This window comes from Janthinobacterium sp. SUN100, from assembly GCF_030397705.1.
In the GTDB taxonomy this organism is placed as follows: Bacteria; Pseudomonadota; Gammaproteobacteria; order Burkholderiales; family Burkholderiaceae_D; genus Janthinobacterium; species Janthinobacterium kumbetense.
Window position 1 is genome coordinate 722447 of sequence record NZ_JAPUBU010000002.1, and the last position, 24257, is coordinate 746703.

22 protein-coding genes are annotated in these 24257 nt (G+C 64.9%); 13 read left to right on the forward strand and 9 right to left on the reverse strand.

Annotated features, from left to right (window positions below):
- The first annotated feature begins 26 nt into the window (after positions 1 to 26).
- A complete protein-coding gene (gene nhaR / locus O0881_RS15490; RefSeq protein ID WP_251350801.1) occupies positions 27 to 926 on the forward strand; it encodes a transcriptional activator NhaR in 900 nt (299 codons plus the stop codon).
- 19 nt (positions 927 to 945) lie between these two features.
- Here the strand turns inward: nhaR and O0881_RS15495 are convergent, their stop codons facing one another.
- On the reverse strand, positions 946 to 1956 hold the full coding sequence (locus O0881_RS15495) for a zinc-binding alcohol dehydrogenase family protein (RefSeq protein WP_289912032.1): 1011 nt from the start codon (positions 1954 to 1956) through the stop codon (positions 946 to 948).
- A gap of 97 nt (positions 1957 to 2053) precedes the next feature.
- Between O0881_RS15495 and O0881_RS15500 the strand changes: the two genes are divergently transcribed.
- Complete coding sequence (locus O0881_RS15500) at positions 2054 to 2977, forward strand: LysR family transcriptional regulator (RefSeq protein ID WP_289912033.1); 924 nt, start codon at positions 2054 to 2056, stop codon at positions 2975 to 2977.
- Between the two features lie 86 nt (positions 2978 to 3063).
- A complete protein-coding gene (locus tag O0881_RS15505; RefSeq protein ID WP_289912034.1) occupies positions 3064 to 4386 on the forward strand; it encodes a chloride channel protein in 1323 nt (440 codons plus the stop codon).
- Here the strand turns inward: O0881_RS15505 and O0881_RS15510 are convergent.
- The 3 genes from O0881_RS15510 to O0881_RS15520 form a co-directional block, all read right to left on the reverse strand.
- Positions 4383 to 5498 carry a toxin-antitoxin system YwqK family antitoxin gene (locus O0881_RS15510; protein ID WP_289912035.1) on the reverse strand — a complete coding sequence of 372 codons (1116 nt, stop codon included), beginning with the start codon at positions 5496 to 5498 and terminating at the stop codon, positions 4383 to 4385. The genes O0881_RS15505 and O0881_RS15510 overlap by 4 nt on opposite strands.
- A 76-nt stretch (positions 5499 to 5574) precedes the next feature.
- Complete coding sequence (locus tag O0881_RS15515; protein ID WP_289912037.1) at positions 5575 to 6069, reverse strand: MarR family winged helix-turn-helix transcriptional regulator; 495 nt, start codon at positions 6067 to 6069, stop codon at positions 5575 to 5577.
- A 79-nt stretch (positions 6070 to 6148) separates the two neighbouring features.
- Positions 6149 to 7276, reverse strand: a complete 1128-nt coding sequence (locus tag O0881_RS15520; RefSeq protein WP_289912038.1) for a toxin-antitoxin system YwqK family antitoxin — start codon at positions 7274 to 7276, stop codon at positions 6149 to 6151.
- 77 nt (positions 7277 to 7353) lie between these two features.
- Between O0881_RS15520 and O0881_RS15525 the strand changes: the two genes are divergently transcribed.
- Positions 7354 to 7761 (forward strand): hypothetical protein, encoded by a 408-nt coding sequence (locus O0881_RS15525; protein ID WP_289912040.1) that lies wholly within the window; start codon positions 7354 to 7356, stop codon positions 7759 to 7761.
- 4 nt (positions 7762 to 7765) lie between these two features.
- Here the strand turns inward: O0881_RS15525 and msbA are convergent, their stop codons facing one another.
- Positions 7766 to 9601 carry a lipid A export permease/ATP-binding protein MsbA gene (msbA, locus tag O0881_RS15530; RefSeq protein ID WP_289899272.1) on the reverse strand — a complete coding sequence of 612 codons (1836 nt, stop codon included), beginning with the start codon at positions 9599 to 9601 and terminating at the stop codon, positions 7766 to 7768.
- A 226-nt stretch (positions 9602 to 9827) separates the two neighbouring features.
- Between msbA and O0881_RS15535 the strand changes: the two genes are divergently transcribed.
- The gene (locus O0881_RS15535) at positions 9828 to 10190 is read left to right on the forward strand and encodes a hypothetical protein (protein WP_289912041.1); all 363 of its coding nucleotides are present in this window, start codon (positions 9828 to 9830) and stop codon (positions 10188 to 10190) included.
- 72 nt (positions 10191 to 10262) lie between these two features.
- On the opposite strand, the gene O0881_RS15540 is transcribed toward O0881_RS15535, so the two are convergent.
- Positions 10263 to 10646, reverse strand: a complete 384-nt coding sequence (locus O0881_RS15540) for a hypothetical protein (RefSeq protein ID WP_251350810.1) — start codon at positions 10644 to 10646, stop codon at positions 10263 to 10265.
- A 44-nt stretch (positions 10647 to 10690) separates the two neighbouring features.
- On the reverse strand, positions 10691 to 11653 hold the full coding sequence (locus O0881_RS15545; protein WP_289906449.1) for a Dyp-type peroxidase: 963 nt from the start codon (positions 11651 to 11653) through the stop codon (positions 10691 to 10693).
- A 158-nt stretch (positions 11654 to 11811) separates the two neighbouring features.
- Here O0881_RS15545 and O0881_RS15550 point away from each other — a divergent pair, with 158 nt between their 5' ends.
- On the forward strand, positions 11812 to 13233 hold the full coding sequence (locus O0881_RS15550) for a PLP-dependent aminotransferase family protein (protein ID WP_289912043.1): 1422 nt from the start codon (positions 11812 to 11814) through the stop codon (positions 13231 to 13233).
- 130 nt (positions 13234 to 13363) lie between these two features.
- Here the strand turns inward: O0881_RS15550 and moaA are convergent, their stop codons facing one another.
- Positions 13364 to 14446: a GTP 3',8-cyclase MoaA gene (moaA, locus tag O0881_RS15555; protein ID WP_289912044.1), complete on the reverse strand. Its 1083-nt coding sequence runs from the start codon at positions 14444 to 14446 to the stop codon at positions 13364 to 13366.
- 113 nt (positions 14447 to 14559) lie between these two features.
- The gene (locus tag O0881_RS15560; protein ID WP_099664923.1) at positions 14560 to 14844 is read right to left on the reverse strand and encodes a helix-turn-helix domain-containing protein; all 285 of its coding nucleotides are present in this window, start codon (positions 14842 to 14844) and stop codon (positions 14560 to 14562) included.
- Positions 14845 to 15010: 166 nt separating this feature from the next.
- Between O0881_RS15560 and O0881_RS15565 the strand changes: the two genes are divergently transcribed.
- From O0881_RS15565 to O0881_RS15595, 7 genes are all read left to right on the forward strand, one after another.
- Positions 15011 to 17323 carry an FdhF/YdeP family oxidoreductase gene (locus tag O0881_RS15565; protein ID WP_289912048.1) on the forward strand — a complete coding sequence of 771 codons (2313 nt, stop codon included), beginning with the start codon at positions 15011 to 15013 and terminating at the stop codon, positions 17321 to 17323.
- Between the two features lie 13 nt (positions 17324 to 17336).
- Positions 17337 to 18716, forward strand: a complete 1380-nt coding sequence (locus tag O0881_RS15570; protein WP_289912051.1) for a cytochrome ubiquinol oxidase subunit I — start codon at positions 17337 to 17339, stop codon at positions 18714 to 18716.
- A gap of 30 nt (positions 18717 to 18746) precedes the next feature.
- Positions 18747 to 19727 (forward strand): cytochrome d ubiquinol oxidase subunit II, encoded by a 981-nt coding sequence (locus tag O0881_RS15575; protein WP_099664926.1) that lies wholly within the window; start codon positions 18747 to 18749, stop codon positions 19725 to 19727.
- Between the two features lie 27 nt (positions 19728 to 19754).
- On the forward strand, positions 19755 to 20675 hold the full coding sequence (locus O0881_RS15580; RefSeq protein WP_289912053.1) for a bestrophin family ion channel: 921 nt from the start codon (positions 19755 to 19757) through the stop codon (positions 20673 to 20675).
- A 72-nt stretch (positions 20676 to 20747) separates the two neighbouring features.
- Complete coding sequence (fdhD, locus tag O0881_RS15585) at positions 20748 to 21536, forward strand: formate dehydrogenase accessory sulfurtransferase FdhD (RefSeq protein ID WP_289912242.1); 789 nt, start codon at positions 20748 to 20750, stop codon at positions 21534 to 21536.
- 182 nt (positions 21537 to 21718) lie between these two features.
- Complete coding sequence (locus O0881_RS15590; RefSeq protein ID WP_289912055.1) at positions 21719 to 23185, forward strand: amidohydrolase family protein; 1467 nt, start codon at positions 21719 to 21721, stop codon at positions 23183 to 23185.
- Positions 23186 to 23231: 46 nt separating this feature from the next.
- Positions 23232 to 24200: a ribonuclease Z gene (locus O0881_RS15595; RefSeq protein ID WP_289912056.1), complete on the forward strand. Its 969-nt coding sequence runs from the start codon at positions 23232 to 23234 to the stop codon at positions 24198 to 24200.
- Positions 24201 to 24257 lie beyond the last annotated feature (57 nt).

The window sequence follows — 24257 nt, forward strand, 5'->3', positions numbered from 1 at the left end:
GATGTATTTATTTTCCGGAAAACACCATGTCCACACTCAACTTCAAGCACTTGCGCTATTTCTGGATGGTGGCCAAGACGGGCAGCATCGCGCGCGCGGCCGAGCAGCTGCACCTGACGCCGCAATCGATTTCCGGCCAGCTCAGCGAGTTTGCCGACACCCTGGGCGTGGAACTGTTCCGCCGCAGCGGGCGCCAGCTGGAATTGACGGACACGGGCCGGCGTATCCTCAGCCATGCGGAAAGCATCTTCAGCACGGGCGATGAATTGCTGGAAATCGTGCGCGACCAGTCGCGCACGACGACGACGACCTTCCGCGTGGGCTGCGCCGATTCCGTGTCGAAACTGATCGCTTGCCGCCTCGTCGCGCCGGCGCTGGGACTGGCCGAGCCGCTGCGCATCATTTGCCGCGAAGGCCGGCTGGCCAGCCTGCTGGCGGACCTGGCCGTGCACCGGCTGGACCTGATCATGGCGGACCGTCCCATGCCGGCCCACTTGAGCGTGCGCGGCTTTAACCACTTGCTGGGCGAAAGCGGCATGACCCTGTTCGGCACGCCGGCGCTGGCCGCCACCCTGGCGGGCGGCTTTCCGCAATGCCTCGATGGGGCGCCGCTGCTGCTGCCCGGCGAAGACTTCGCCATCTACGGGCGCTTGCTGCAATGGCTGGGCGACAACAAGCTGCACCCGCGCATCGTCGGCGAGTTCGACGACAGCGCCATGATGAAAGCCTTCGGCCAGTCCGGCGCCGGCCTGTTCTTCGCGCCCACCGTCATCGCGCCCCAGGTCTGCGAACAATACGCCGTGGTGGCGCTGGGCCGGGTCGACAGCCTCGTCGAGCAAGTGTATGCGATCACCACGGAACGGCGCCTGAGCCACCCGGCCACCATCGCCATCAGCCAGAGCGCGCGGCGCGAGCTGTTCGTGTAAGCCTGCCTTGCAAGCCGGTTCAGTCGCCGACGACGATCTTGCCCGGCTGCCCGCCCCGCTCCAGCAGCGCGTGGGCGCGCCGCAAGGTGGCCGCATCCATGGGCGACAGGCGCTGCCGCACCGTGTGGCGCAGCACGCCGTCATCCAGCAGCCGCGCCACGCGCTGCAAAATGCGGTGCTGCTCCAGCATATCGTCGGTAGCAAACAACGGCCGCGTAAACACCATTTCCCAGTGCAGCGAGATGCTCTTGCCCTTCAGCGGCGCCGCGTCGAAAACATCGTGGTCATCGATGACGGCCAGCTTGCCGTGCGGCGCGATCAGCTCCACCAGCGCCGCGGCATGCTGGGCCGTGTGCGACAGGGCGGCGACGTGGCGCACGGGCGCCACGTGCAAGGCCGCTACCTGCGCCGCCAGCGGCAGCGTGTGGTCGATCACGTGATGGGCACCCATGGCGCGGCACCACGCCATGCTGTCGCCGCGCGACGCCGTGGCGATCACCGTAAAACCCGTCAGCCGGCGCGCCAACTGGATCAGCATGGAACCGACGCCGCCCGCGCCGCCCAGCACCAGCAGGCTGCCCCGCGGCTGCATATCGCCGGGCGCGATGGCAAAGCGCTCGAACAGCAATTGCCACGCCGTCAGCGCCGCCAATGGCACGCTGGCCGCCTGCGCAAAGTCCAGCGACGCCGGCATGGCCCCCGCGATGCGCTCATCGACCAGATGGTATTGCGCATTGGCGCCTGCGCGGTCGAACGAACCCGCGTAATACACGGCTTGACCCGGCGCAAACAGGGTGACTTCGCTGCCCACCGCATGCACGGTGCCGGCCGCATCCCAGCCCAGGCTGACAACATTGTCCGGCACTGTGACCAGCCCGGCGCGCACCTTGGTGTCGAGCGGGTTGACGCCCACGGCGCGCACCCGCACCAGCACGTCGCGCGGGCCGGGCACGGGCATCGGCCCCTCCACGTCGAACAAGCCATGCTCGTCGCCCACGCCGCTGCCCTTGTTGAAACCGATCGTCTTCATTGCCACCCCCCGCAAATAAAAGCCCATGGTAAGCAGCCACGCAACAAAGAAAAATATGCTTCAATGCGTTTCACTGCTGACCAAACTGTCATGAATCATGCAAAACCAGGAAACAGATAATCTCTCCGGCGTGGCCCTGTTCGTGCAACTGGCCCAGGCGGGCAGCTTTGTCGCCGCCGCGCGCCAGGCCGGCATTTCACCGTCGGCCGTCAGCAAGAGCCTGGCCCGGCTCGAGCAGCGGCTGGGCGCGCGCCTGTTCCAGCGCAGCACGCGCCAGCTGAGCCTGACAGCCGAGGGCCAGCTGTTTTTGACGCGCAGTGAACGCATCCTGGCGGAAATGCAGGCGGCGCAGGAAGAACTGGCGGGAGCGCGCGCGCCGCGGGGACGCCTGCGCCTGGGCTTGCCGGAACTGGGCGGCGTATTCCTGCCCGCGCTGGCCGATTTTGCCGCGCAGCACCCTGCCATCGCGCTGGAGCTGGACTTTTCCGATGCGCTGGCCGATGTCGTCGGCGATGGCTTCGACGCCGTCATCCGCATCGGCGCACCGCGCGATTCGCGCCTGGCCGCGCGCAAGCTGGGCCAGTTCCGCTCCTGCCTCGTGGCCTCCCCCGCCTATCTGGCGCGCCACGGCACGCCGCAGCATCCCCTTGAGCTGCAACAACATGCCTGCCTGCACTACCGCTTCCGCCACAGCGGCAAGGTCGAGCAGTGGCGCTTGCGCCAGGACGAAGGCGAGACTGCGCCGGACTTGCCGCAATCCATGATTTGCAACAATGTGGAAGCGCGGCTGCACTTTGCCCGGCAAGGCCTGGGCATCGCCTGGCTGCCCGACTTTCATGTGCGCCCGGCACTCGATGACGGCAGCCTCATCGAGGTGCTGAAGGATTACGCCATCAGCGGCCATCCGGCTCACGGTTGCTGGCTGCTGTGGCCGTCCGGGCCGCACCTGGCGCCGAAAGTGCGGGCGCTCGTCGATTTCCTGGCCGAGGCGCAGCTGTTGTCGTCAATTGCCCACAAATAAGGCAGAGGAAAAACATTCGGACAAATATATCTTTATAATGGCAAGTCTTCCCGACGCCCTGCGCGCCCCTTCCTGGACTTGCCGCAATGAAGCACTTGCACGATATTCCTTCTGCCTTCAAGCATGAATTTGCCAACCCGCACCTGTGGTGGTCGCGCGCCGTCGTCGTCGGCATGGCCGCCATCGCCGGTCTCGTCGTCGTGGGCTTTACGTGGCTGGCCGAGGAAGCGCTGGACTTGTTCCTGTTTTTTAACGGCAAGGCCTGGTGGTTCGCCCTGCTGTGGACGCCCGCCTGCGCCGCCCTGCTCGTCTGGCTGACGCGCCGCTACGCGATCGGCGCGGCCGGCTCCGGCATCCCGCAAGTGATGGCGACACTGGACCCGGCCGTGGCGCCCGAACAGCGCTCGCTGTTCGTCTCGTTGAAACTCAGCGCCGCGAAGATCGGCCTGACGGCGGGCGGCTTGCTGGGGGGACTCTCGCTGGGACGCGAAGGGCCGTCCGTGCAGATCGCCGCCGGCGTGATGCTGGCCGCGCGCCGCTGGCTGCCCCGCCACTCGCAGGTGAGCGCCCATTCCCTGCTGGTGGCGGGCGGCGCGGCCGGCATCGCGGCCGCCTTCAATACGCCGCTGGCGGGCGTCATGTTTGCCATCGAGGAACTGTCACGCTCGCCCGAGCAGCGCAACAGCGGCCTCATCGTCGCTGGCATCGTGCTGGCCGGCATGATGGCCGTGTCCATCCACGGCAACGCCACCCACTTCGGCATCATCCACCCCGGCCCCATCGGCCTGGCGCTGGCCTTGCCGGGTCTGCTGGTGACCCTGGTCGCGGGCGTGGCCGGCGGCCTGTTTGCGCGCCTGCTGCTGGCGTCCGCCAGGGGCAATCCGCTGGGGAAACTGTCCACATGGAGAAAAGGCCGGCCCGTGCTGTTCGCCGCCGTCTGCGGCTTGCTGGTGGCGGCCATCGGCATCGCCAGCCATGGCGCCACGTTCGGCAGCGGCACCGTGGCCACGCGCGCCATGCTGGAAGGCTCGTCCGACGTGACGCCCGCCTTCGTTGCCTTCAAATATGTGGCGACGTGGCTGACCGTGTGGTCGGGCGTGCCGGCCGGCATCTTCGCGCCCTCCCTGGCCATCGGCGCCGGCATCGGGCATGACATTGCGCAACTGCTGCACTACCCGCACGCGCCCGCCCTGATCGCGCTGGGCATGGTGGGTTTCCTGGCCGCCGCCACGCAAGCGCCGCTGACGGCTTTCATTATTGTCATGGAAATGGTCGACGGCCACGGCATGGTGCTCAGCCTGATGGCTTGCGCCGTCGTGGCCAGCACGGTCTCGCGCGTGCTCAGCGAACCGCTGTACGGGGCGCTGGCGCAGTTGCAGCTGCAACGACTGCCCGCGCCACCGCACTAGAAATTGCGGCAGGCACGCAACAGGCGGCCATCCTGCCACTCGCAGATGGTGCGCGTGCCGTCGCCGGCCCAGGCCCGCTCCAGGCCCTGCTTGCGCCCGCGCGCATAGTCCACGGCGTGGCGGGGCGAGCCGTCCGCATGCCATTCGCGCCACGCGCCATGCGGCTCGCCATCGCGGTAGGAAGCGAGCCGGGCCAGCGTGCCGTTTGCATGCCATTGCCTGTCCTCGCCCTGCGCGCGGCCCTGTTCATCCTGCTGGCGCTGGCGCAGCGGCGTGCCATCGTCGCGCCAGCTTTGCGTGCTCAGCATGACGCCATCCTCGAACAGGTTTTTCTGGTCCAGCTGGCCATTCGCGAAATACAGCAGCGACCAGCCCTGCGGCTTGCCATGCAGGAAATTGAGGCGCGACATTTCACGGCCGTCCGGCCACCAGGCCTGGTGCAGACCGTTGCGCTGGCCATCGAGATACGGTCCCCGCTCGGCCAGCCGGCCATCCGCATGAAACGCCGTCACTTCACCGGTCAGCACGCCATCGGCGAAATGCGCGCGGTTGCTGACCTGGCCGTGCTCGTCAAAGCTCAGGAATTCGCCATCGGCGGGCTGGCCCGCCTGGTACAGCAAGGCATGCCTCAGCTGGCCATTCGCATGAAAGTGGCTGTGCAAGCCGTCGTACTCGCCGTCGCGGTACGCCTTGCGGCTCTTCACCGTCCCGTCCGCATAGTATTCCACGTTCACGCCATTGAAATCGCCCTCCCCGTTGCGCTCTTCCAGCAGGCCCAGCTGGCCATCGGCAAAATACACGCTGCGCCGGCCAGCGTAGCGCGGCGACGCCACGTCGGTGCCCAGCAGCCAGGCATCCATGTGCAGCTTGCCCGGCGGCTGCGCGAAATGCAGCTGCCAATGCCATGCCTGGCGGGCCGCATCGTGGCGCAGCGGCGCGCGCTGCTCGTACACGGCCGCGGCGGGCGCCACGGGCTGGTAATCCCCGTCAAAATACTGGGAAGCCGGCGACGGTTCGGCAGCCACGGCCGGGGCAGCCGGGGCGCTGGCCATGGAAACGGGCGGGGAACCGGCCAGGACAGAGGCCAGCAAAACAGAGGTGAGTATCTTCAATGCATGCTTTCATCAACGGTGCGACGGCGCCGATGATACGGGCAAGCGGGGCGGCGCGCCACACGCTTGCGCGTGACTACATGGTGAACGGAAACGGCTGCATGCCCGCCTGCCGGTCATCGGGAGCGACGACGGCCAGCAAGGCGTTCAAGCCCTGGTTCAGGTGCGCCAGGCTGTCGGGGTCCAGCTGGGCCAGCGCACTGGGCAGCAAGCCGCGCGCCGGCTGCGGCGCGCCGGCGATGACGGCTTGCCCTTCCAAGGTCAGGGTCAGGGTGACGACGCGCTGGTCTGGCTGGTCGCGCGCCTTGCGCACATAGGTTTTTTTGACCAGCGCCTCGACCAGGTTGCTGGCCGTCGTCTGGTGGATCGACATCTTGCTGGCCAGTTCGCCCATGCGCAGGCCCGGCCGTTCCAGCAACTCCTGCATCACCCACAATTGCGCGCCCGACACGCCGCATTGCTTTTCGATTTGCGCCGAGTGGCGCTGCGCCGCGCGCATGACGACGCGCATGTTTTGCAAGGCCATGCCTTGCGCCCTGGCCATCGCCGAAACTTCCGCTTCCACCACCATTGCCTCCAGTTATCCTGCCGGCTTCGCGCCTGCTGGCGGGCCGGAATCCCTGCATGATACCTGCAAAGGCGGACGACTCCTAGCGCATGGAAACTGGCTCTCCGGCTTGCCACGCCTGTTCCAGCACCAGCTTGCCGGCCTGGTCCCAGTGGCGCTCGATGCCGTGCTTCTTGCCGTGGTCGTACGGCACGATCTGGCGCAGGCTGCCGTCGCTGTACCAGGTTTGCAGCAAGCCGTGGCGCTGGCCTTCGACAAACGGCGTCACGCTGGCGCGCGCGCCGTTGGCATGCCAATCCGTCGTATCGCCGTGGTCGCGCCCCTGCGCGTCTTTCTGCCAGGCAAACACGGGCCGGCCATTCGGGGCCCACGTTTGCAAGCTGAGCACGGCACCCTTCTGGTACAGGGTCTTGTTCGACACGACGCCATTGCCATGGCTTTCAAACGACCAGCCGTCGGGCTGGCCGTGCACCCAGACGGTCCGGGCCAGCACCTTGCCATCCTGCGCGTACATGACGAACTCGCCCTCGCGCTGGCCATCGACATACCACCCCTTCCGGAACAGCTTGCCATCCGCATAAAACGATTCCTGCACGCCATCCATCTTGCCATGGCGTCGATACGAGCGGTTGCTGACGGCCCCGTTCGCGCCATACGACACTTGCTCGCCATCGGCCATCTCGTCGCCGTGATACAGCGTGCGGCTCATCAGCTGGCCATTCTGGTGATACGTTTCCGAGATGCTGTCGCGCCCGTTCGGCAACGCGGTCACCCGCTGCTGAACCTGGCCATTTTCAAAGTACACGCTGCCGCCGAGCAGTTCCTCGCCCTGGGCATCGAAATAGGTTTCGCGCAGCAGCTGGCCATTTTCATGGTAATACTTGCGAAACTTCACGAACTTGACCTGGCTCAAGTCCAGGTCCGTGGCATAGGTTTCAAAGGCCGGCACGCCCGGCGTGTCGGGAAATTCGAGCCGCACATGCCAGGCGCCCAGCGCCTCGTCGCGCACGGGCGGCGTGCGCAGCGCATACACGGCGCTGCGCTGATTGCTGGGCATGAAATTTTCATCCAAATACATGGTCCGGTCTTCCTCCTGTAGCGTTGACGTCGGCGTTTGCCCTGCGGGCTGTGCCTGTGCCGCCAGCGGCGAGGCCAGGACCATGCCCAGCAACGCGGCCAGGGCCACGCGTGTCTTCTGTCGTGTGTGCATTGTGTTCCGTTGCAATGTTATCGTGCGGCGGCCATCATAATGGAAAGCAACGTTTTTCCCCGTCACGAAAGAAATCCATGCACTTGCCCTCCGCCCCCAGCGACACACAGATACTGGACATCATCGACGCCTGGATCGCCGACCTGGCGCGCGGCGATTACGCGTGCGCCCATGCGCGCACGGCGCACGACGCGTATTACGGCTGGACGCCGGCGCTGCTGCGCGCCGTGATCGAGGGTTATGGTTCGCCGCAGCCGTATGCGGATGGCAGCGTGTATCGCGTCACGCCGGCGGCGCAAGCCAGCGGCGCGCCGCACGAACGCTGCGTCGAGCGCCCGGCAAGCGAGGACGGCGGCGTGGCGATCGCCGAAGCACGCCACGCCCTGCCACTGAACGGCGCCTGGTCGGACCTGACCGCCACCTTCCGCGTGGAAGGCACGGCGGCTGGCGCCATGCTGGTATTACAGGAAATTCACGTGTTCTAAGGTTCTAGGCCGCGCCATCCTTGACGGGCGACAACTGGCTCGCATGCAGGCGCGCATACGCGCCGCCCTGCTGCAGCAAGGTGGCGTGGCTGCCCGATTCCACCAGGCGCCCGCCCTGCATGACGACGATGCGGTCGGCGCTTTCGATGGTCGACAGGCGGTGGGCGATGACGATGGTGGTGCGGTTGCGCATCAGCACTTCCAGCGCCGCCTGCACGGAACGTTCCGACTCCGTATCCAGCGCGCTGGTCGCTTCATCGAGCAGCAGGATGGGCGCGTCCTTGTACAGGGCGCGCGCGATGGCCAGGCGCTGGCGTTGTCCGCCCGACAGGCGCGAACCGTTCTGCCCCGCCTGGGTTTCGTAGCCTTGCGGCAACTGCATGATGAAATCGTGCGCATACGCGGCGCGCGCCGACGCTTCGATGCGGACCTGGTCCGGGGCCGGGTCGCCATACGCGATGTTCGCCGCCATCGTGTCGTTGAACAGGATCACATCCTGGCTGACGAGGGCGAACTGGCGCCGCAAGGCCAGCAAGGCGTAATCGCGCAGGTCGACGCCATCGAGCAGGATCTGGCCGCCGCTGACGTCGTAGAAGCGCGGCAGCAAGCCCAGCAAGGTCGTCTTGCCGCCGCCGGAGCCGCCCACCAGGGCCACCGTTTCACCGGCGCGGATGTCGAGCGTGATATCGCTCAAGGCCGTGGGCGCATCGGGATCGTCGCTGTTGTAGCGGAAGTTGACGTTCTGCAAGGACAGATTGCCCTGCACCGTGACCGGCGCGATGGTGCCCGGGTCCGGTTCCAGCGGCGTGTCGATCAAGCCGAAGACGGACTCGGCCGCCGCCAAGCCCCGCTGCAGCGGCTCGTTGATCTTCGTCAAATTCTTGATCGGCGACTGCATCGCCATCAGCGCGCCCATGAAGGCGACGAAGGCGCCCGGCGTGATGGCGCCGCTTTGCGCGCGCAGCATGGCGAAATAGATCACGGACGACAGGGTAATGCCGACGAGCATCATGATGAAGCCGGAATTCATGGCCGAGGTGGCGGCATGCTTGACGGCCAGCTGGCGGTTGCGCTTGACGACGTTGACGAAGCGCGCCTGTTCATAATCCTGGCCGCCAAAGATTTTCACCACGCGCTGGCCGCCGATGCTTTCGTCCAGCACGGACGTCAGCTCGCCCACGGCTTGCTGCGAACTCTTGCTCAGGTGGCGCATGCGGCGGCCCGCCAGGGTCACGACGATGGCCACGATGGGCATCGACGCCATGCAGAACAGGGCCAGTTTCACGTCGATGCTGAACAATAAAATCAGGTAGCCGACGGTGGCGACGGAATCGCGCACCATCACGTTGAGCACGTTCAAGCCCGCCTGCGACACCTGGCTGGCGTCGAAGGCCACGCGCGACTGCGTCAGGCTGGTGGTGGTGGTGTCGAAAAAGCGGCTGGGCAGGCGCATGATGGTGGCGAACATCTTTTCGCGCAAATCCGCCTGCACCCGGCTCGATAGCCATACGGAACCGTAGTCGCCGGCAAAGCTCGACACCATGCGCAGCACGGCCAGGCCCAGGATGGTGGCGGGAATCACCCACAAGTCCACCTGCCCCGCCTGTGCCGGCAAGAAACGGTCGACCCAGCCCTGCAGCATGCCCATCACGCCGGACGCGGGCGCGGCCTGCGTGCTGGCCGTCGCGCGCATGGCGTCGACGACGTTTTGCAATTGCCTGATTAACAATACATCGGTGGCGGACGCCACGCCCACGGCCAGCAAGGTGGCGGCGACGATGGCGCCATAGCGGCGAAACTGGCCGGCCAGGCGGAAGAACAGGAGGCGACTTTGCTGCATGCAGATGGGAAAAAGAAGGTAAAACGTGATTCTAACCGTTGCGGGTGGCTTTCCCCCAAGAAAGTAGAGCAGCATGGCTTGCGCGCCTGGCCATGGTGACAATTGGAGATGGTGATGGTGAAAATACGACCTACACTTGCTGAGCTAGCTTAACGATGCCGAGACATCGGGACTGGCCCTACACGCCGCGGGCCTGGCGGCGCACCCCATCCTTCCTGGAGATACCATGAGCGTTCCCATCTACAAAGTAAAGGCCGTGCACCTCGCCATCGACAAGAGCCTTCCCCCGCATTTGCATGTGAGCGCGATCGGCGAAGTCAGCTCCGGCGGCTGGCAGGCGGTCCCCCTCGCACCGCGCGTCTACCTCAAGCCGCCGCAGGACGGCATCCAGGACCTGGACTTCGAGGCGACGCCGCCCAGGGGCAGCGAGTCCGTGATCCAGGTCATCCTGCCCATTGTGGCGGGCGCCGTCCTTGCCCTGCCGGACTGGCTCAAGGGCGTGCGCGTCCATGCCAGAACCAATGCGGTGGTCACCTTGCTCACCGACGAGGCATGCTTGCACCAGGTGGCAGCCATCAACCACGACTAGGCAGCCGCAGCGCACGCTGCGGGCAGTCATCGCGACGCCGCCCTTCCGGCAAGGAAGGGCGGCGGCCGGTGCTTATTGTTTTTTCACTTTCCAGGCGGCCGTGCCGGCCTTGCAGACCGTCAGCTTGAGGGTCTGTTCCTGGCCCTTGGCGCTCAAGCCCACCTGTACCTTGCGGCAAGTTTGCTCATCCGTCTTTTGCGTGTCGCTGGCCGTGATGTCGGCGGCGATGCGCACGGAATTGCGCAAGCCTTCATTGCTCCATTGCACGGTTTCGCCATCTTTCTTGTCATTGAGCACGTCGGTGACGGCCTTGACGAAGACGGGCTTGTCGTTCTTGTTCAGGTAAGCCATCGGCGTATCGGCCAGGAAACCCAGGCCGACGGCGGAAGCGGAAGCGCTGAAGACGACGCTGCCGAAGATCAGGGCGGACAGCAGTGTGGCGGGACGTATACGCATGGAAAACTCCTTTAAAGTAGAAATAGGGACCGCCGGGGCGGCCCTCAGCCGGGGTCCGCCGGCGAAATGCCCGCGGCCAGCAAGGCGTCGATGCTGGGCACGAAATAGATCGCCGACGACAGCGCCGTGGAAAAATCCAGCAGCCGGTCCGTCTTGGTGACGCCATCATAGCCTACGCCGTACATTTGCCGCAGCATGCCCATGGTCACGGTGATGTCCTTGCAAAAACCGACAAACATGACGCCCGCCTCGCTGGCATTGGCGTAATTGGCGTTGCGGCGCACGATATCGACTTCCTCGCCATCGCGGATGAATTGGTTGCGGCCCACGTGGGAATCGACGGGCAACGGCGACAATTCATGGCTGCCGGCCTTGGTGCGGCCCCACACCTGCTCCGCCGCGTGCACGGGCAAGGCGCGCAGGCGCTCCACGTCCATGCGCCATTTCTGCAGTAACACGGTGGAACCGCCCGCGCCCGCTTCGCCGTCAGGAATGATGGCCACGCCGTTGGCGCGGAACGGATTCGGGTTGGCGACGCCGTCGGCAAAGCCGTCGAAGGTCACATTGTTATGATACGGAAAACACACCTGTTCGCTGGCCAGCTCGGCGAAGGGACTCAGCAAGGTGAGCGTCGTGCGCATGCTGTCGTACAGGGTGGCCGCGTTCGACTGCGTGATCCAGACCCAGAAATCGTGCTGGGTGGCCGGCGCCGTCTTGCCGTTGGCGCCCACCAGGTCGTGCGCGAACGATGCCATATTGTCCGGCACGCAGCCGGGGCACGCGGCGCGCCACAGTTCGGGCTTGAATCCCAGCACCACATTGGCCGTGCCGCCCGTCAACTGATGGTGGCGGTTCAGGGTGGGGTCCAGGATGCCCGTGACTTCGGATTCCCACAGCTTGCCCAGCCGCTGGAACAGCTGCCGCATGTCGACGCCGGCCTTCACCTTGAACTGCAAATGCACTTCGTCGCGCGCGACGACAGACAGCATGCTTTGTGGAATTGCCATGACAGAGGTTCCTCTTTTTCGTTTCTATGTGGATCTTAAACCAGAAGTGCCGGATGGCAGTTTCATTTTGGCAACATGCGATAACTGTAACTATAGGTAGTCATGAATTGAACGATAATGCAATGACGTAGAGCAAGAATAAGAATGGATACCATTGCATGAAATTGTATGAAAAGCTCGTCAGCGACATCGAGCAACTGGTGGCCAAGGGCGTGCTCTTGCCCGGCGAACGCATTCCGTCCGTGCGCCAGACCAGCCAGCAGCACAAGCTGAGCATCACCACGGTGCTGCGCGCCTACGTCAAGCTGGAGGGCATGGGCGTGATCGAAAGCCGGCCCCAGTCCGGCTACTTCGTGCGCCAGCGCGCCGGCGACACAGCCACGCCGTCCATCTGCATGCAGGCATCGCACCCCAGCCCCGTGCCGGCGGAAGTGCACGTGAGCCGGCTGGTGCTGTCCACCCTGCGCTCGATCGGCTTGCATGACGCCATCCCGCTGGGCTCGCCCTACCCCGACCCGTCGCTGTTTCCCTGGGAACGCATCAACCAGTATGCGGGCGCGGTGGCGCGCCGCAACCGCGCGTGGAACGTGACGGACGACCTGCCGCCGGGCAACCCGCAGCTGATCCGCGAAATCGCCCGCCGCTACATGGAAAACGGCCTGGCCGTCGATCCCGACGAAATCATCGTCACCGTGGGCGCCACGGAAGCGATCAACCTGTGCCTGCAAGCGGTGGCCAAGCCCGGCGACACCATCGCCGTCGAGTCGCCCACCTTCTACGCCATGCTGATGGCCGTCGAACGGCTGGGCATGAAGGTGGTGGAAGTGTCCACCGACCCGTATGAAGGCATCAGCATCGAAGCGCTGGCCGACATCATGGCCCGGCAGCCGATCGCCGCCGTCATGGTGATGCCGAACTTCCAGAATCCGCTCGGTTTCCAGATGTCCGACCAGCGCAAGCGGGCCTTGTACCAGTTGCTGGAGCAGCACGACGTGCCGGCCATCGAAAACGGCGTCTACAACGAGCTGTATTACGGCGACGCCCACCCAACCTCGCTCAAGTCCTACGACCGCAAGGGCCTGGTGCTGCACTGCTCCTCGTTTTCCAAGAGCCTCAGTTCCGCGCAGCGCGTGGGCTGGGCCCTGGCCGGACGCTACCGGGGCAAGGTGGAGGAACTCAAATTCCTCAACACCCTGGCCACGTCCTCGTTTCCCCAGCTGGCCATCGCCGAATACCTGCAAAACGATGGCTACGAACAGCATCTGCGCCGCACCCGCAAGGCGTATGCCCAGCAGGCGCGCATCATGGCGGCCGCCGTGCAGCGTTTCTTTCCTGCTGGCACGAAAATCTCGCACCCGCAGGGCGGCTACGTGCTGTGGGTGGAATTGCCTGGCGACATAGACTCCATGCAGCTGTACCGGCGCGCGCTGGAATGCAAGATCACGGTGGGTCCGGGACGCATGTTTTCCGTCAGCCAGGCTTACAAGCATTGCATCCGCCTCAACTACAGCTATCCGTGGAGCGCGGGCGTCGAGCAAGCCATCATCCTGCTCGGCAAGCTCATCACCGAATTCCTCTAATAACACCTATCAAAACCTACTGCGCGTCGTAATTTGCGGCCTGCGATGCTCACTGTACCTTCGTACAGTTGCGCTTCTTAGCCACAACTTACTTCCGCTCGCTACGGTTTTGCTAGGCGTTGTAAACCAGTTATCCGCCCACCAGCGACATGCGCACGGTGGGATACTGCTTGCGCCCGCCCAGCTGGGCCAGTGCGCCGCGCACTTCCGAATAGCGGTCGCCACGGCGCTGCCAATGCTGGCGCAGCAGGCTTTCCAGACCTTGCGCAGAATCAAGCCGGGACCGCAGGTCGAGGCCGTCCTGGGCGAACAAGCACGTAAACAGCTTGCCGTCCGACGACACGCGCACGCGGCTGCAGTCGCCGCAGAACGGCTGCGACACGCTGGAAATGAAACCCACTTCGCCGCCGCCATCCAGATAACGGTAGCGGCTGGCCGTTTCGTGCGAGACAGGCTTGCCTTCGCCCAGCGACACGAGGGGGAACTCGGCGGCGATCAGCGCGCGCGCCGCCTCGGACGTGACGACGTGCGTGCGCGACCAGGCGCCGATGCCGCCCACGTCCATGAATTCGATCAGGCGCAGCACCACGCCCGTGTGGCGGAAATGGCGCGCCAGCGGCACGATCTGGCTATCGTTGACGCCTTTCTGCACCACCATGTTGACCTTCACGGGAGTCAAGCCCACGGCTTGCGCTACCTCAATGCCGTGCAGCACTTTTTCGACGGGAAAATCGACGCCATTCATGCGCTGGAAAATGCCGTTATCCAGGCTGTCGAGGCTGACGGTGACCCGCTCCAGGCCCGCATCCTTGAGCGAACGCGCCTTGGCCGCCAGCAAGCTGCCATTCGTCGTCAGCGCGATGCTCACGGCGCGCCCGTCCGGCGTGGTCAGTTTCGCCAGCGCCTCGATCAGCTGTTCCAGGTTCTTGCGCAGCAGCGGCTCGCCGCCCGTGATGCGGATTTTATCGACGCCGAGGCGCACGAAGGCGCGCGCCATCGTCTCGATCTGCGCGAAGGACAGGCGCTCGCTCGATGGAAGAAACGGGTAGTCGCTGGGATACAGCTCGGCCGGCATGCAATAGGTGCAGCGGAAGTTGCACTGGTCGATGACGGAAATGCGCAAATCCGTCAGGGGGCGGCCCAGCATGTCCACGCACGGTTCGATATGGCTTGGCTGCCGGAGCGCCGGCTGCGGATACAGGATGGTGTTCATGGTGCTTCCCCTCGATAGGCATTCGTCTGGAAGTAGCATAGGACGAATGGGGGCAGGCAAAGAGGTACAGTCCGGCGCCGGCCGATAGAGTACAGACGCGCGGGACTGTACTCCTACTGCGATGGCGGTACGGCAAACACCGTGGCGCACAGTTCCGCACCCGCCGCGCTGAGTAGCGCGCTGCCGCCGCCGCTCTCGGCCGTCGTCACGTTCACCAGTCCCGCGCTGGACAGCGCATTGAGCTGGCGCAACAAAGTGCTCATCTGTACCCCCGCCCGCTTGGCCAGCTTGGCCAGCGACCACGGTTTCTCCGGCGCCTCCTGCCGCGCCTCCCACAGCAGCGCCAGCAGCGCTATCAGGGCCGCGTCGATGCCGTCTTCCTTGTCTTCCTTGTGCATGTTTTTTCTCCTTGTCCACATCATAGATCACGGCCGGCGCCGGCGCGACCGGCATCGTCACCTTGCCATCTGTACTCTGTTTTTTTGTCCGGAACTGTGCGCCTACGGGGCAAGCCGCCGCCCCTACCATGTGATTGTCCCATCGCATATCACCAGGAGAGTCATCATGAGCAAGCCAAAGTCCGACGCGCGCATCGCGCCCTACACCCATGCCGCGGCCGGTTGGGGTGCCCTCAAGTACGTGGCCATCAATCTGTTCAAGGAAAAAGTCAGCGCGGGCAATTACCGTTCGCTGTTCGAGCAAAACCAGCCGGACGGCTTCGACTGTCCCGGCTGCGCCTGGCCCGACCGCGAACACGCGTCCACGTTCGAATTCTGCGAAAACGGCGTCAAGGCCGTGGCCGCCGAATCGACGAGCAAGCGCGTACGCCCGGAATTTTTCGAGGAGCACACGGTCACCGCATTGATGGAGCAGTCGGACTATGATCTGGAACAACATGGCCGCTTGACGGACCCCATGGTGTACGACGCGGCCAGCGACAAGTACCAGGCCATTTCCTGGGACGACGCCTTCGCCCTCGTGGCGCACCACCTGCACGCGCTGGACGACCCGAACCAGGCCGCCTTCTACACGTCGGGCCGCGCCAGCAACGAAGCGGCTTTCCTGTATCAACTGTTCGTGCGCGCCTACGGCACGAACAACTTCCCCGACTGTTCCAACCTGTGCCACGAAGCGACGAGCCGCGGCTTGCCGGAAACGGTGGGCATCGGCAAGGGCACGGTGCTGCTGGACGACTTCGAGCATGCGGACACCCTGCTGCTGTTCGGCCAGAACCCGGCCACCAACCACCCGCGCATGCTGGGCGAATTGCGCGAAGCGTCACGCCGCGGCGCCACCATCGTCTCCATCAACCCGCTGCACGAACGGGGCCTGGAGCGCTTCACCAGCCCCCAGCATCCGCTGGAAATGCTGACGGGCGGCAGCACGAACATCTGCTCGCTGTTCATCTGCCCGACATTGGGCGGCGACTTCGCGCTGATCAAGGCCATGGCCAAGCGCGTCGTCGAGCTCGATGACGAGGCCATCGCCCACGGCCAGGAGCGCGTGCTCGACTGCGATTTCATCGCCGAACACACGAGCGGCTTCGACGCCTTCGCCGCCGACCTGCGCGCGGAAAGCTGGGACTTGCTGCTGGCCGAATCGGGCGTGGCGCGCGACAAGATCGAAGAATTGACGCAGATCTATGTGAAGGGCAAGGCCGTCATTTCGACCTGGGGCATGGGCGTGACGCAGCACAAGAATTCGCTGGCCACCGTGCAAATCCTGTCGAACTTGATGATGATGCGCGGCAATATCGGCAAGCGGGGCGCGGGACTGTGCCCCGTGCGCGGCCACTCGAACGTGCAGGGCGACCGCACCATGGGCATCGAGGAACAGCCGACCAAGGAATTCCTCGACCGCCTGGGTCTCGTCTTCAACTTCGAGCCGCCGCGCCACCACGGCTATGACGCCGTCGGCACCATCGAAGCCATGCTGGAGAAGAAGGTGAAAGTGTTCGTTGCCCTGGGCGGCAATTTCTCCATGGCCACGCCGGACACGCCGCGCACCTGGGACGCGCTGCGTTCGTGCGACCTGACCGTGCACATCGCCACCAAGCTCAACCGCAGCCACCTCGTGCACGGCAAGGATGCGCTGATCCTGCCCACCCTGGGACGCACGGAAATCGACGTGCAGTCGGGCGTGGCGCAAGGCGTGACGGTGGAAGACTCGATGAGCATGGTGCATATCTCGTTCGGCATGAACCAGCCCGCCTCGCCCAATCTGCGCTCGGAAATCGCCATCGTGGCCGGCATGGCGCAAGCGACCCTGGGCAGCGAGAAGATCGACTGGCTGCGCTATTCCGGCAACTATGCGCTGCTGCGCGATTCCATCGAGCAAGTGTTCGATGACTTTTTCGACTACAACTTGCGCGTGGCCAAACCGGGTGGTTTCCACCTGGAAATCGCCTCGCGCGAACGGGTATGGAAGACGGAAAGCGGCAAGGCGCAATTCCTCGTCAACGCCGTGGAACTGGACACGCCGATCCACCGCGCCCGCCAGCAATACGGCGAGCGCCTGATGGTGCTGATGACAACGCGTTCGCACGACCAGTACAACACGACCATCTACGCCATGGACGACCGCTACCGCGGCGTCTTCGGCCAGCGCCGCGTCGTCTTCATCAACAAGGACGACCTGGCCATGCTGGGCTTTGCGGCCGGCGACTGGGTCGACCTGATCGGCGTGTGGCACGACGGCATCGAACGCCGCGCCGACCGCTTCCTGCTGGTCGAGTACGACATCCCGCGCGGCTGCATCGGCGCCTACTACCCGGAAACCAACCCGCTGGTGCCGCTCGACAGCGTCGGCTACGGTTCGCGCACGCCGACCTTCAAATCCATTCCCGTGCTGCTGTCGCCTTCGGCCGCAGTCAGCTGAACAGGAGAACGCCATGTTCGGTTTCGATACCCTGGACCTGTCGCGCGCGCAATTTGCGATGACGGCCATCTTCCACATCCTGTGGCCCATCTTGACGATCAGCCTGTCGCTGTTCCTGTTCGTCGTCGAGGCGCTGTGGCTGCGCACCAGCGACCCCGTCTACTACCGCCACGCGCGCTTCTGGAGCAAGTTGCTGGTGCTCAACTTCGCCGTCGGCGTCGTCAGCGGGATTCCCCTGGAATTCCAGTTCGGCACCAACTGGGCGCCGTTTTCGCACCATTCCGGCCAGTTCATCGGCAACATCCTCGGCTTCGAAGGCGCCATGGCCTTCATGCTGGAAGCGGGTTTCATCGGCGTCATGATGTTCGGCTGGGGCCGCGTACCGAAGGGCGTGCACCTGTTTGCCACCGGCATGGTGGCGCTGGGGTCCAGCATTTCCTCGTTCTGGATCATGGTCGCCAATTCCTGGATGCAGACGCCGGCCGGCGTGCGCGTGGTGGACGGCAAGATCATCGTCACCGATTACGTGGCCGCCATCTTCAATCCCGACATGGCCTGGGCCGTGGGCCACATGTGGGTGGCTGCCGTGGAAACGGGCTTGTTCGTCATCGCCGGCATTTCCGCCTGGTATATGTTCAAGCGCCGCGAACCGGCCTTCTTCGCCCGCTCGTTCAAGCTGGCGCTGATGTTGCTGCTGGTCATCGCGCCGTTGCAGGTGTGGCTCGGCGATTCCAGCGGCGTCGACGTCTTCAAGACCCAGCCCGCCAAGGGCGCGGCCATCGAAGGCCACTGGCACACGAACCCCGATGGCGAGGGCGCGGCCTGGTCCTTGCTGGCCTGGCCCAACCAGGCGGAGCAAAAGAATGACTGGTCCGTCGAAGTGCCCGGCATGCTCAGCGTGATCGCCACGCATAGCGCCACGGGCAAGATCACGGGCCTGGCCGACATCGCACGCGCAGACCAGCCGCCCATGCTGCCGTTGCTGTACTACGCCTTCCGCGCCATGGCCGGCATCGGCATGTGGTTCGTGCTGCTGTCGTTCTGGACCTTCGTGGCCTGGCGCAAGGTGAGTGGACGGGTGCAGGAGTTCGTGCGCAACCGCAAGCTGCTGCTGGCCTGGGTGCTGACGATTCCGCTGCCCTACATCGCCGTCGAGTGCGGCTGGATCGTACGCGAAGTGGGACGCCAGCCGTGGGTCGTGTACGGCTTGCTGCGCACGCGCGACGCCGTCTCCGACGTGGCGGCCCACGCCGTGGCCGGCAGCATGCTGATGTTTGCCGTGTTTTACGTCGTGCTGTTCCTCACCTTCTTTGTGTTTGCCAAGAAATGGCTGCAACAAGGCCCGGACGTGGCGCTGCCGCTGCCGGACGCCGCCCATGCCGTGGGGTATTGAAATGCGCCGCCATCTGACTAGGAGTATGTAATGGATATGAATTCGCATGCCATGCTGGGCAATGCCTGGTTCGGCTTGATCGGCCTGATGCTGATCTTTTACGTCGTCACGGACGGCTTCGACCTGGGCGTGGGCATCCTCAGCCTGTTCACCCGCCGCGAGCAGGAACGCAACCTGATCTTCCAATCGATCGCCCACGTGTGGGACGCCAACGAGACCTGGCTGGTGGTGGTGGGCGGCGCCCTGTTCGGCGCCTTTCCCAGCGCCTACGCCACCTTGCTGGAACAGCTGTACATTCCCATCATGCTGTTGATCGCCAGCCTGATCATGCGCGGCGCCTCGATCGAGTTCCGCCATGCTGCCGGCAACAAGCGCCTGTGGGACGTGGTCTTCGGCGTGGGCAGCCTGCTGGCCGCCGTGGCGCAAGGCGTGGTGCTGGGCGAGGTCATCACGGGCTTGCAGCCGGGCTGGCTGAGCGGCATCTTCACGGCCTGTACGGCGCTCGGCGTGGTGGCCGGCTATTGCCTGCTGGGCAGCACGTATCTGATCAAGAAGACGGGCGGCTTGCTGGAAGCGGCGGCGCGCCGCTACGCGACCACCAGCGTGCTGGCAACGGTCGCGGCCGCCATCGTGCTGTCGGCCGGCACCATGGTCTTCAGCGCCATCGGCCACGACCGCTGGGCACAGCCGGGCGTGTTCGGCGTGCTGCTGGCCCTGGCCGCCATCGCCGCCAGCGCCTTCATCTACATCCTGTGGGCCGTGCACGTGAACGGCGTGCGCGGCCCCTTCCGCGGCGCCATCGTGCTGTTCCTGGCGTCGTTCGCGGGCCTGGCCATCAGCTTCTTCCCGGACCTGGTGCCGGGCAAGCTGAGCATCGCGGCGGCCGCGTCCGATGAGCCGACCCTGATCTTCATGCTGATCGGCATGGGCACGATGCTGCCGATCATGATCGGCTACAACCTGTTCCAATATTACGTCTTCGAGGGCAAAGTCGTGCCCCGGAAACATTGATTCACATCACAGCATGCGTCTTCCATCATGATCATTCGCCCCACCACCAACTGGTTCCGCATGCTGTTTGTCTGGGATGGCTCGGTGCTGCAAGCCATCATCCCGCAATTGCTGCTGATGCTGGTCGTCAGTTCGCTGGCCTTGCTGACGGATGGCCGTATCTTCGGCGTCAAGATTCCGCTCGATACGGCGCCGTTTCCCATGGTCGGCATCAGCCTGGCGATCTTTCTCGGGTTTCGCAATAACGCCAGCTATGCGCGCTTCGTCGAGGCGCGGCATATCTGGGGGCAATTGCTGATCGCCGCGCGGGCCCTCGCTTCGCAGGCGCTCACGTATCTGCCGCAGGAAACGAGCGGCCTCGACCATGAGTTGCTGCTGCGTCGCCTGGTCGCCTTCGTCTACGCGCTCAAGCACCAGTTGCGCCAGACGGACCCGCAGGAAGACCTGGCGCGCTACCTGCCGGCCGAGGACGTGCAGCGCTTGCAGGGCGTCAACTTCAAGCCCGTCGCCATCCTGCATGCGGTGCGCGCCATGCTGCACGACGCCGTGCAGCGCCAGGGGGGCCAGACGCAGCTGCTGTGGATGCTCGACACCCAGCTCAACGACCTGGCCGCCACCGTGGCCGGCTGCGAGCGCATCAAGAACACGCCGATCCCGTATCCATACGGCGTGCTGGTGCACCGCACCGTCTACATGTACTGCTTCCTGTTGCCGCTGGGCCTGGTGGACGCCATCGGCGTGGCCACGCCCCTCATTTCCGTCTTCGTCGCCTACACCCTGTTCGCGCTGGAAGCCATTGCGCAGCAGATCGCCGAACCGTTCGGCCTGGCGCCCAACTGCCTGGCCCTGAACGCCATGACGCGGGAAACGGAACGCTCGCTGCTGGAATTGCATGGCGACCCGCTGCCGCCCTCGATACGGCCCTGCCCGCGCTATCAGATCGATTAACCGGAGGAAAAAATCATGGAATGCGATATCGGCATCACCACCATCGAACGCGACGGTTATCTGGACGTCCCCATGGTGCGCCACCAGGGGGGCGTGGCCACGGCGGGCCGCGACATGGTGGCCGAGGAGTATCCCGTGGCCCTCGTCTACAACGGCATCGCCCACGCCGTGATGATGGCCACGCCGCGCGACCTCGAGGAATTCGCCGTCGGCTTTACCTTGACCGAAGGCATCGTCGGCAGCGTGCGCGACATCTACGACCTCGACGTGTGCTGCGGCGAGGATAGCGCGGAAGTGCGGCTGACCATCGCGCAGCCGGATTTGATCAAGCTCAAGGCCCGCCGCCGCGCACTGACCGGGCGCACGGGCTGCGGCGTGTGCGGCATCGAAAGCCTGGCCCTGCTGGACCTGGTGCCGGAAAAGATCACGCGTCCCCTGCCGCCGCTGGTGGCCAGCAGCGCCATCCTCGGCCGCGCCGCGCGCGAACTGCTGCCCTACCAGGAGCTGATGCACAAGACGGGCGGCGTGCATGCGGCCGCCTGGTGCACGGCCGAGGGCGCCGTCGTGAAAGTGTTCGAGGATGTGGGCAGGCACAATGGCCTGGACAAGCTGATCGGCTACCTGGCCCTGCACCGCATCGCCATGCACGACGGCTTCGTCTTCCTGTCCAGCCGCGCCAGCTATGAACTGGTGCGCAAGTCGGCGCGCATGCATATCGGGCTCGTCGCCACCATCTCGGCGCCCACCTCGCTGGCCATCCGCATCGCGCGCCAGGCCGGCATGCAACTGGCCAGCTTTTGCCGGCGCGACGGCTTTGTCGATTACACGGCGGGCGAAGATAGCGGCCAGCATGCACCTTAGCATGCACCTTGAACGGCAAATGCTGCATTCTTTGCTGTAAAGCAAGTGCACGCTTGACTTGCCTTCGCTGCGGGCTTTCAATGGTCATTGTTTCCATTAATTAACTTTGTCCGCGTGCCAGCACACGGCGCGGCAGCGATGAAAGGATGACCGCAATGGCCCTGGCACAGGAGCAGCATCTGATGGATACATGGCAAACGGGCGGCTTGAAGCCGCGCGCCTGCGACTGCGGCGGCACCGTCTTCACCATCCTGCACCAGCGGGTGATGGCGGACATGCGGCGCCGGCAATTTCTCGGCGGCGCGGCCGCCATGCTGGCACCCTTCATCGGCTTGTCCACCAGCAACGCCATCGCCCAGCAGCCGCAAACGCCCCAGCGCCCCCTGCTGCTGACCAATCTGCGCCTGTTCGACGGCACGGGCAAGGCGCCCCGTTCCGGCATCCACGTGCTGGTGACGGGCCCGACCATTACCGCCCTGTTGCCGGCCGGCGAAAAGGTGGCCGGCGCGCAAGTGGTCGATTGCCAGGGCAAGCTGGTGATGCCGGGCCTGATCGACGCCCACTGGCACACCATGCTGGCCGCCATCAACCAGGTGACGGCCATGACGTCCGATATCGGCTATCTGTACCTGGTGGCGGCGCAAGAAGCGCAGCGCACCCTGCTGCGGGGATTTACGTCCGTGCGCGATCCGGGCGGCCCCGCGTTTGCATTGCAGCGCGCCATCGATGAAGGCATCGTCGACGGCCCCCGCATCTTTCCGTCCGGCGCCATGATTTCGCAAACGTCGGGCCATGGCGACTTCCGTTTGCGCTCCGACATCCCCCGGGCGGCAAATGCGCCGCTGGGCATGGCGGAAACGGCAGGCATGGCCATGATCGCCGATGGCGAGGCGGAAGTGCTGCGCCGCGTGCGCGAGCAGCTGATGCTGGGCGCGACGCAGATCAAGATGATGGCGGGCGGCGGCGTCGCCTCCATGTATGACCCGCTCGACAGCACGCAGTATTCGGAGCGCGAACTGCGCGCCGGCGTAGAAGCGGCCACCGACTGGGGCACGTATGTGATGACCCACGTCTACACGCCGAAAGGCATACAGCGGGCCATCCGTGCAGGCGTGCGCAGCATCGAGCACGGCCAGCTGGCGGACGACGACTCCGCGCGCCTGATGCGCGACACGGGCACGTGGTGGAGCCTGCAACCGTTCCTGCAAGACGCGGATGCGAATGTGTATCCCGATGCGGCGCGCAAGGCCAGCCAGAGGATCGTATCCGAAGGCACGGTGAGGGCGTATGCGCTGGCGCAAAAGTACGGCATCAAGACGGGCTGGGGCACGGATATCCTGTTCAACGCGAAAAACACGCCCACGCAAGGCCGCCAGCTGGCGAAACTCACGCGCTTTTACGATCCATTGACCTTGCTGGCGCAGGCGACGGGGCAAAATGGCGAACTGCTGGCCCTGTCCGGCCAGCGCTCGCCCTACCCTGGCACCTTGGGCAAGCTGGCCGCGGGCGCGCTGGCCGACTTGCTGGTGGCCGATGGCGACCCTGCGAAAAACCTCGATTTCCTCGCCCAGCCGGAAGAAAACCTGCTGCTGATCATGAAAAACGGCCGCATCTACAAGGACAAATTGCGCGCGCCATTGGCAAGCTGAAGGCGGGCGCGTTGGCAACGGCGTTGGCTTGCCGCATAATGCGCCCATGTTCAAACTGACTTTTCTCGGCACGTCTTCCGGCGTGCCCACGCGCTACCGCAACGTTACGTCACTGGCCCTGCAAACCACGCACAACCGCGACTGGTGGATGATCGATTGCGGCGAAGCCACGCAGCACCGGCTGCAGCGCCTGCCCCTGTCCGTGCACGACCTGGTGGGCATCTGCATCACCCACGTGCATGGCGACCACAGCTATGGGCTGCCGGGCTTGCTGGCCAGCGCCTCGATGACGGGGCGCAAGAAGCCCTTGCTGCTGATCGCCCCGGCCGCCATCAAGGCCTGGATCGACGCGACACTGCTACACACGGAACTGTTCCTGACCTATCCATTGATTCATATCGACGTGGACAGCGCGCCAGTGGTCTACGAGGAAGCGGGCTTGACCGTCTCGCGCCACGCGCTGTCGCACCGCGCACCGAGCGTCGGCTACCGTTTCGCGCTGGAAACGAGCAGGTGGAAGCTGGACAAGGCGGCCCTACAGGCGGCCGGCGTGCCGCCCGGTCCCGCCTGGGGACTCTTGCAGGCTGGCCAGGATGCGCTGCTCGACGATGGCACGTTCTTGCGCGCCGCCGCTTTCCGCCAGACGGAAACGCAGCGCGCCACGGTGGTGGTCGGCGGCGACAACGACACACCGGCCTTGCTGGCCGACGCTTGCGCGGATGCGCAATTGCTCGTGCATGAAGCCACCTACACGGAAGCCATGCTGCAAAAGGTGGGGCCCGGCCCCACGCACAGCTCCGTGCAGCGCGTGGCGCAGTTCGCCGAAGCGGTCCGCTTGCCGAACCTGATCCTCACCCACTTCAGCGCCCGCTATCACCATGCGGAAGGCATGGCCGAACTGGAAGCGGAAGCGCGGCTGCATTACTCGGGTGAACTGTTCCTCGCGCGCGATTTCGACAGCTATGAACTCGATGCGGCCGGCGTGCTGAAAAAACTACCTGGGAAATCCCAATAACAACACCTAACAAAACCGTAGCGAGCGGAAGTAAGTTGTGGTTGAGAAGCGCAACTG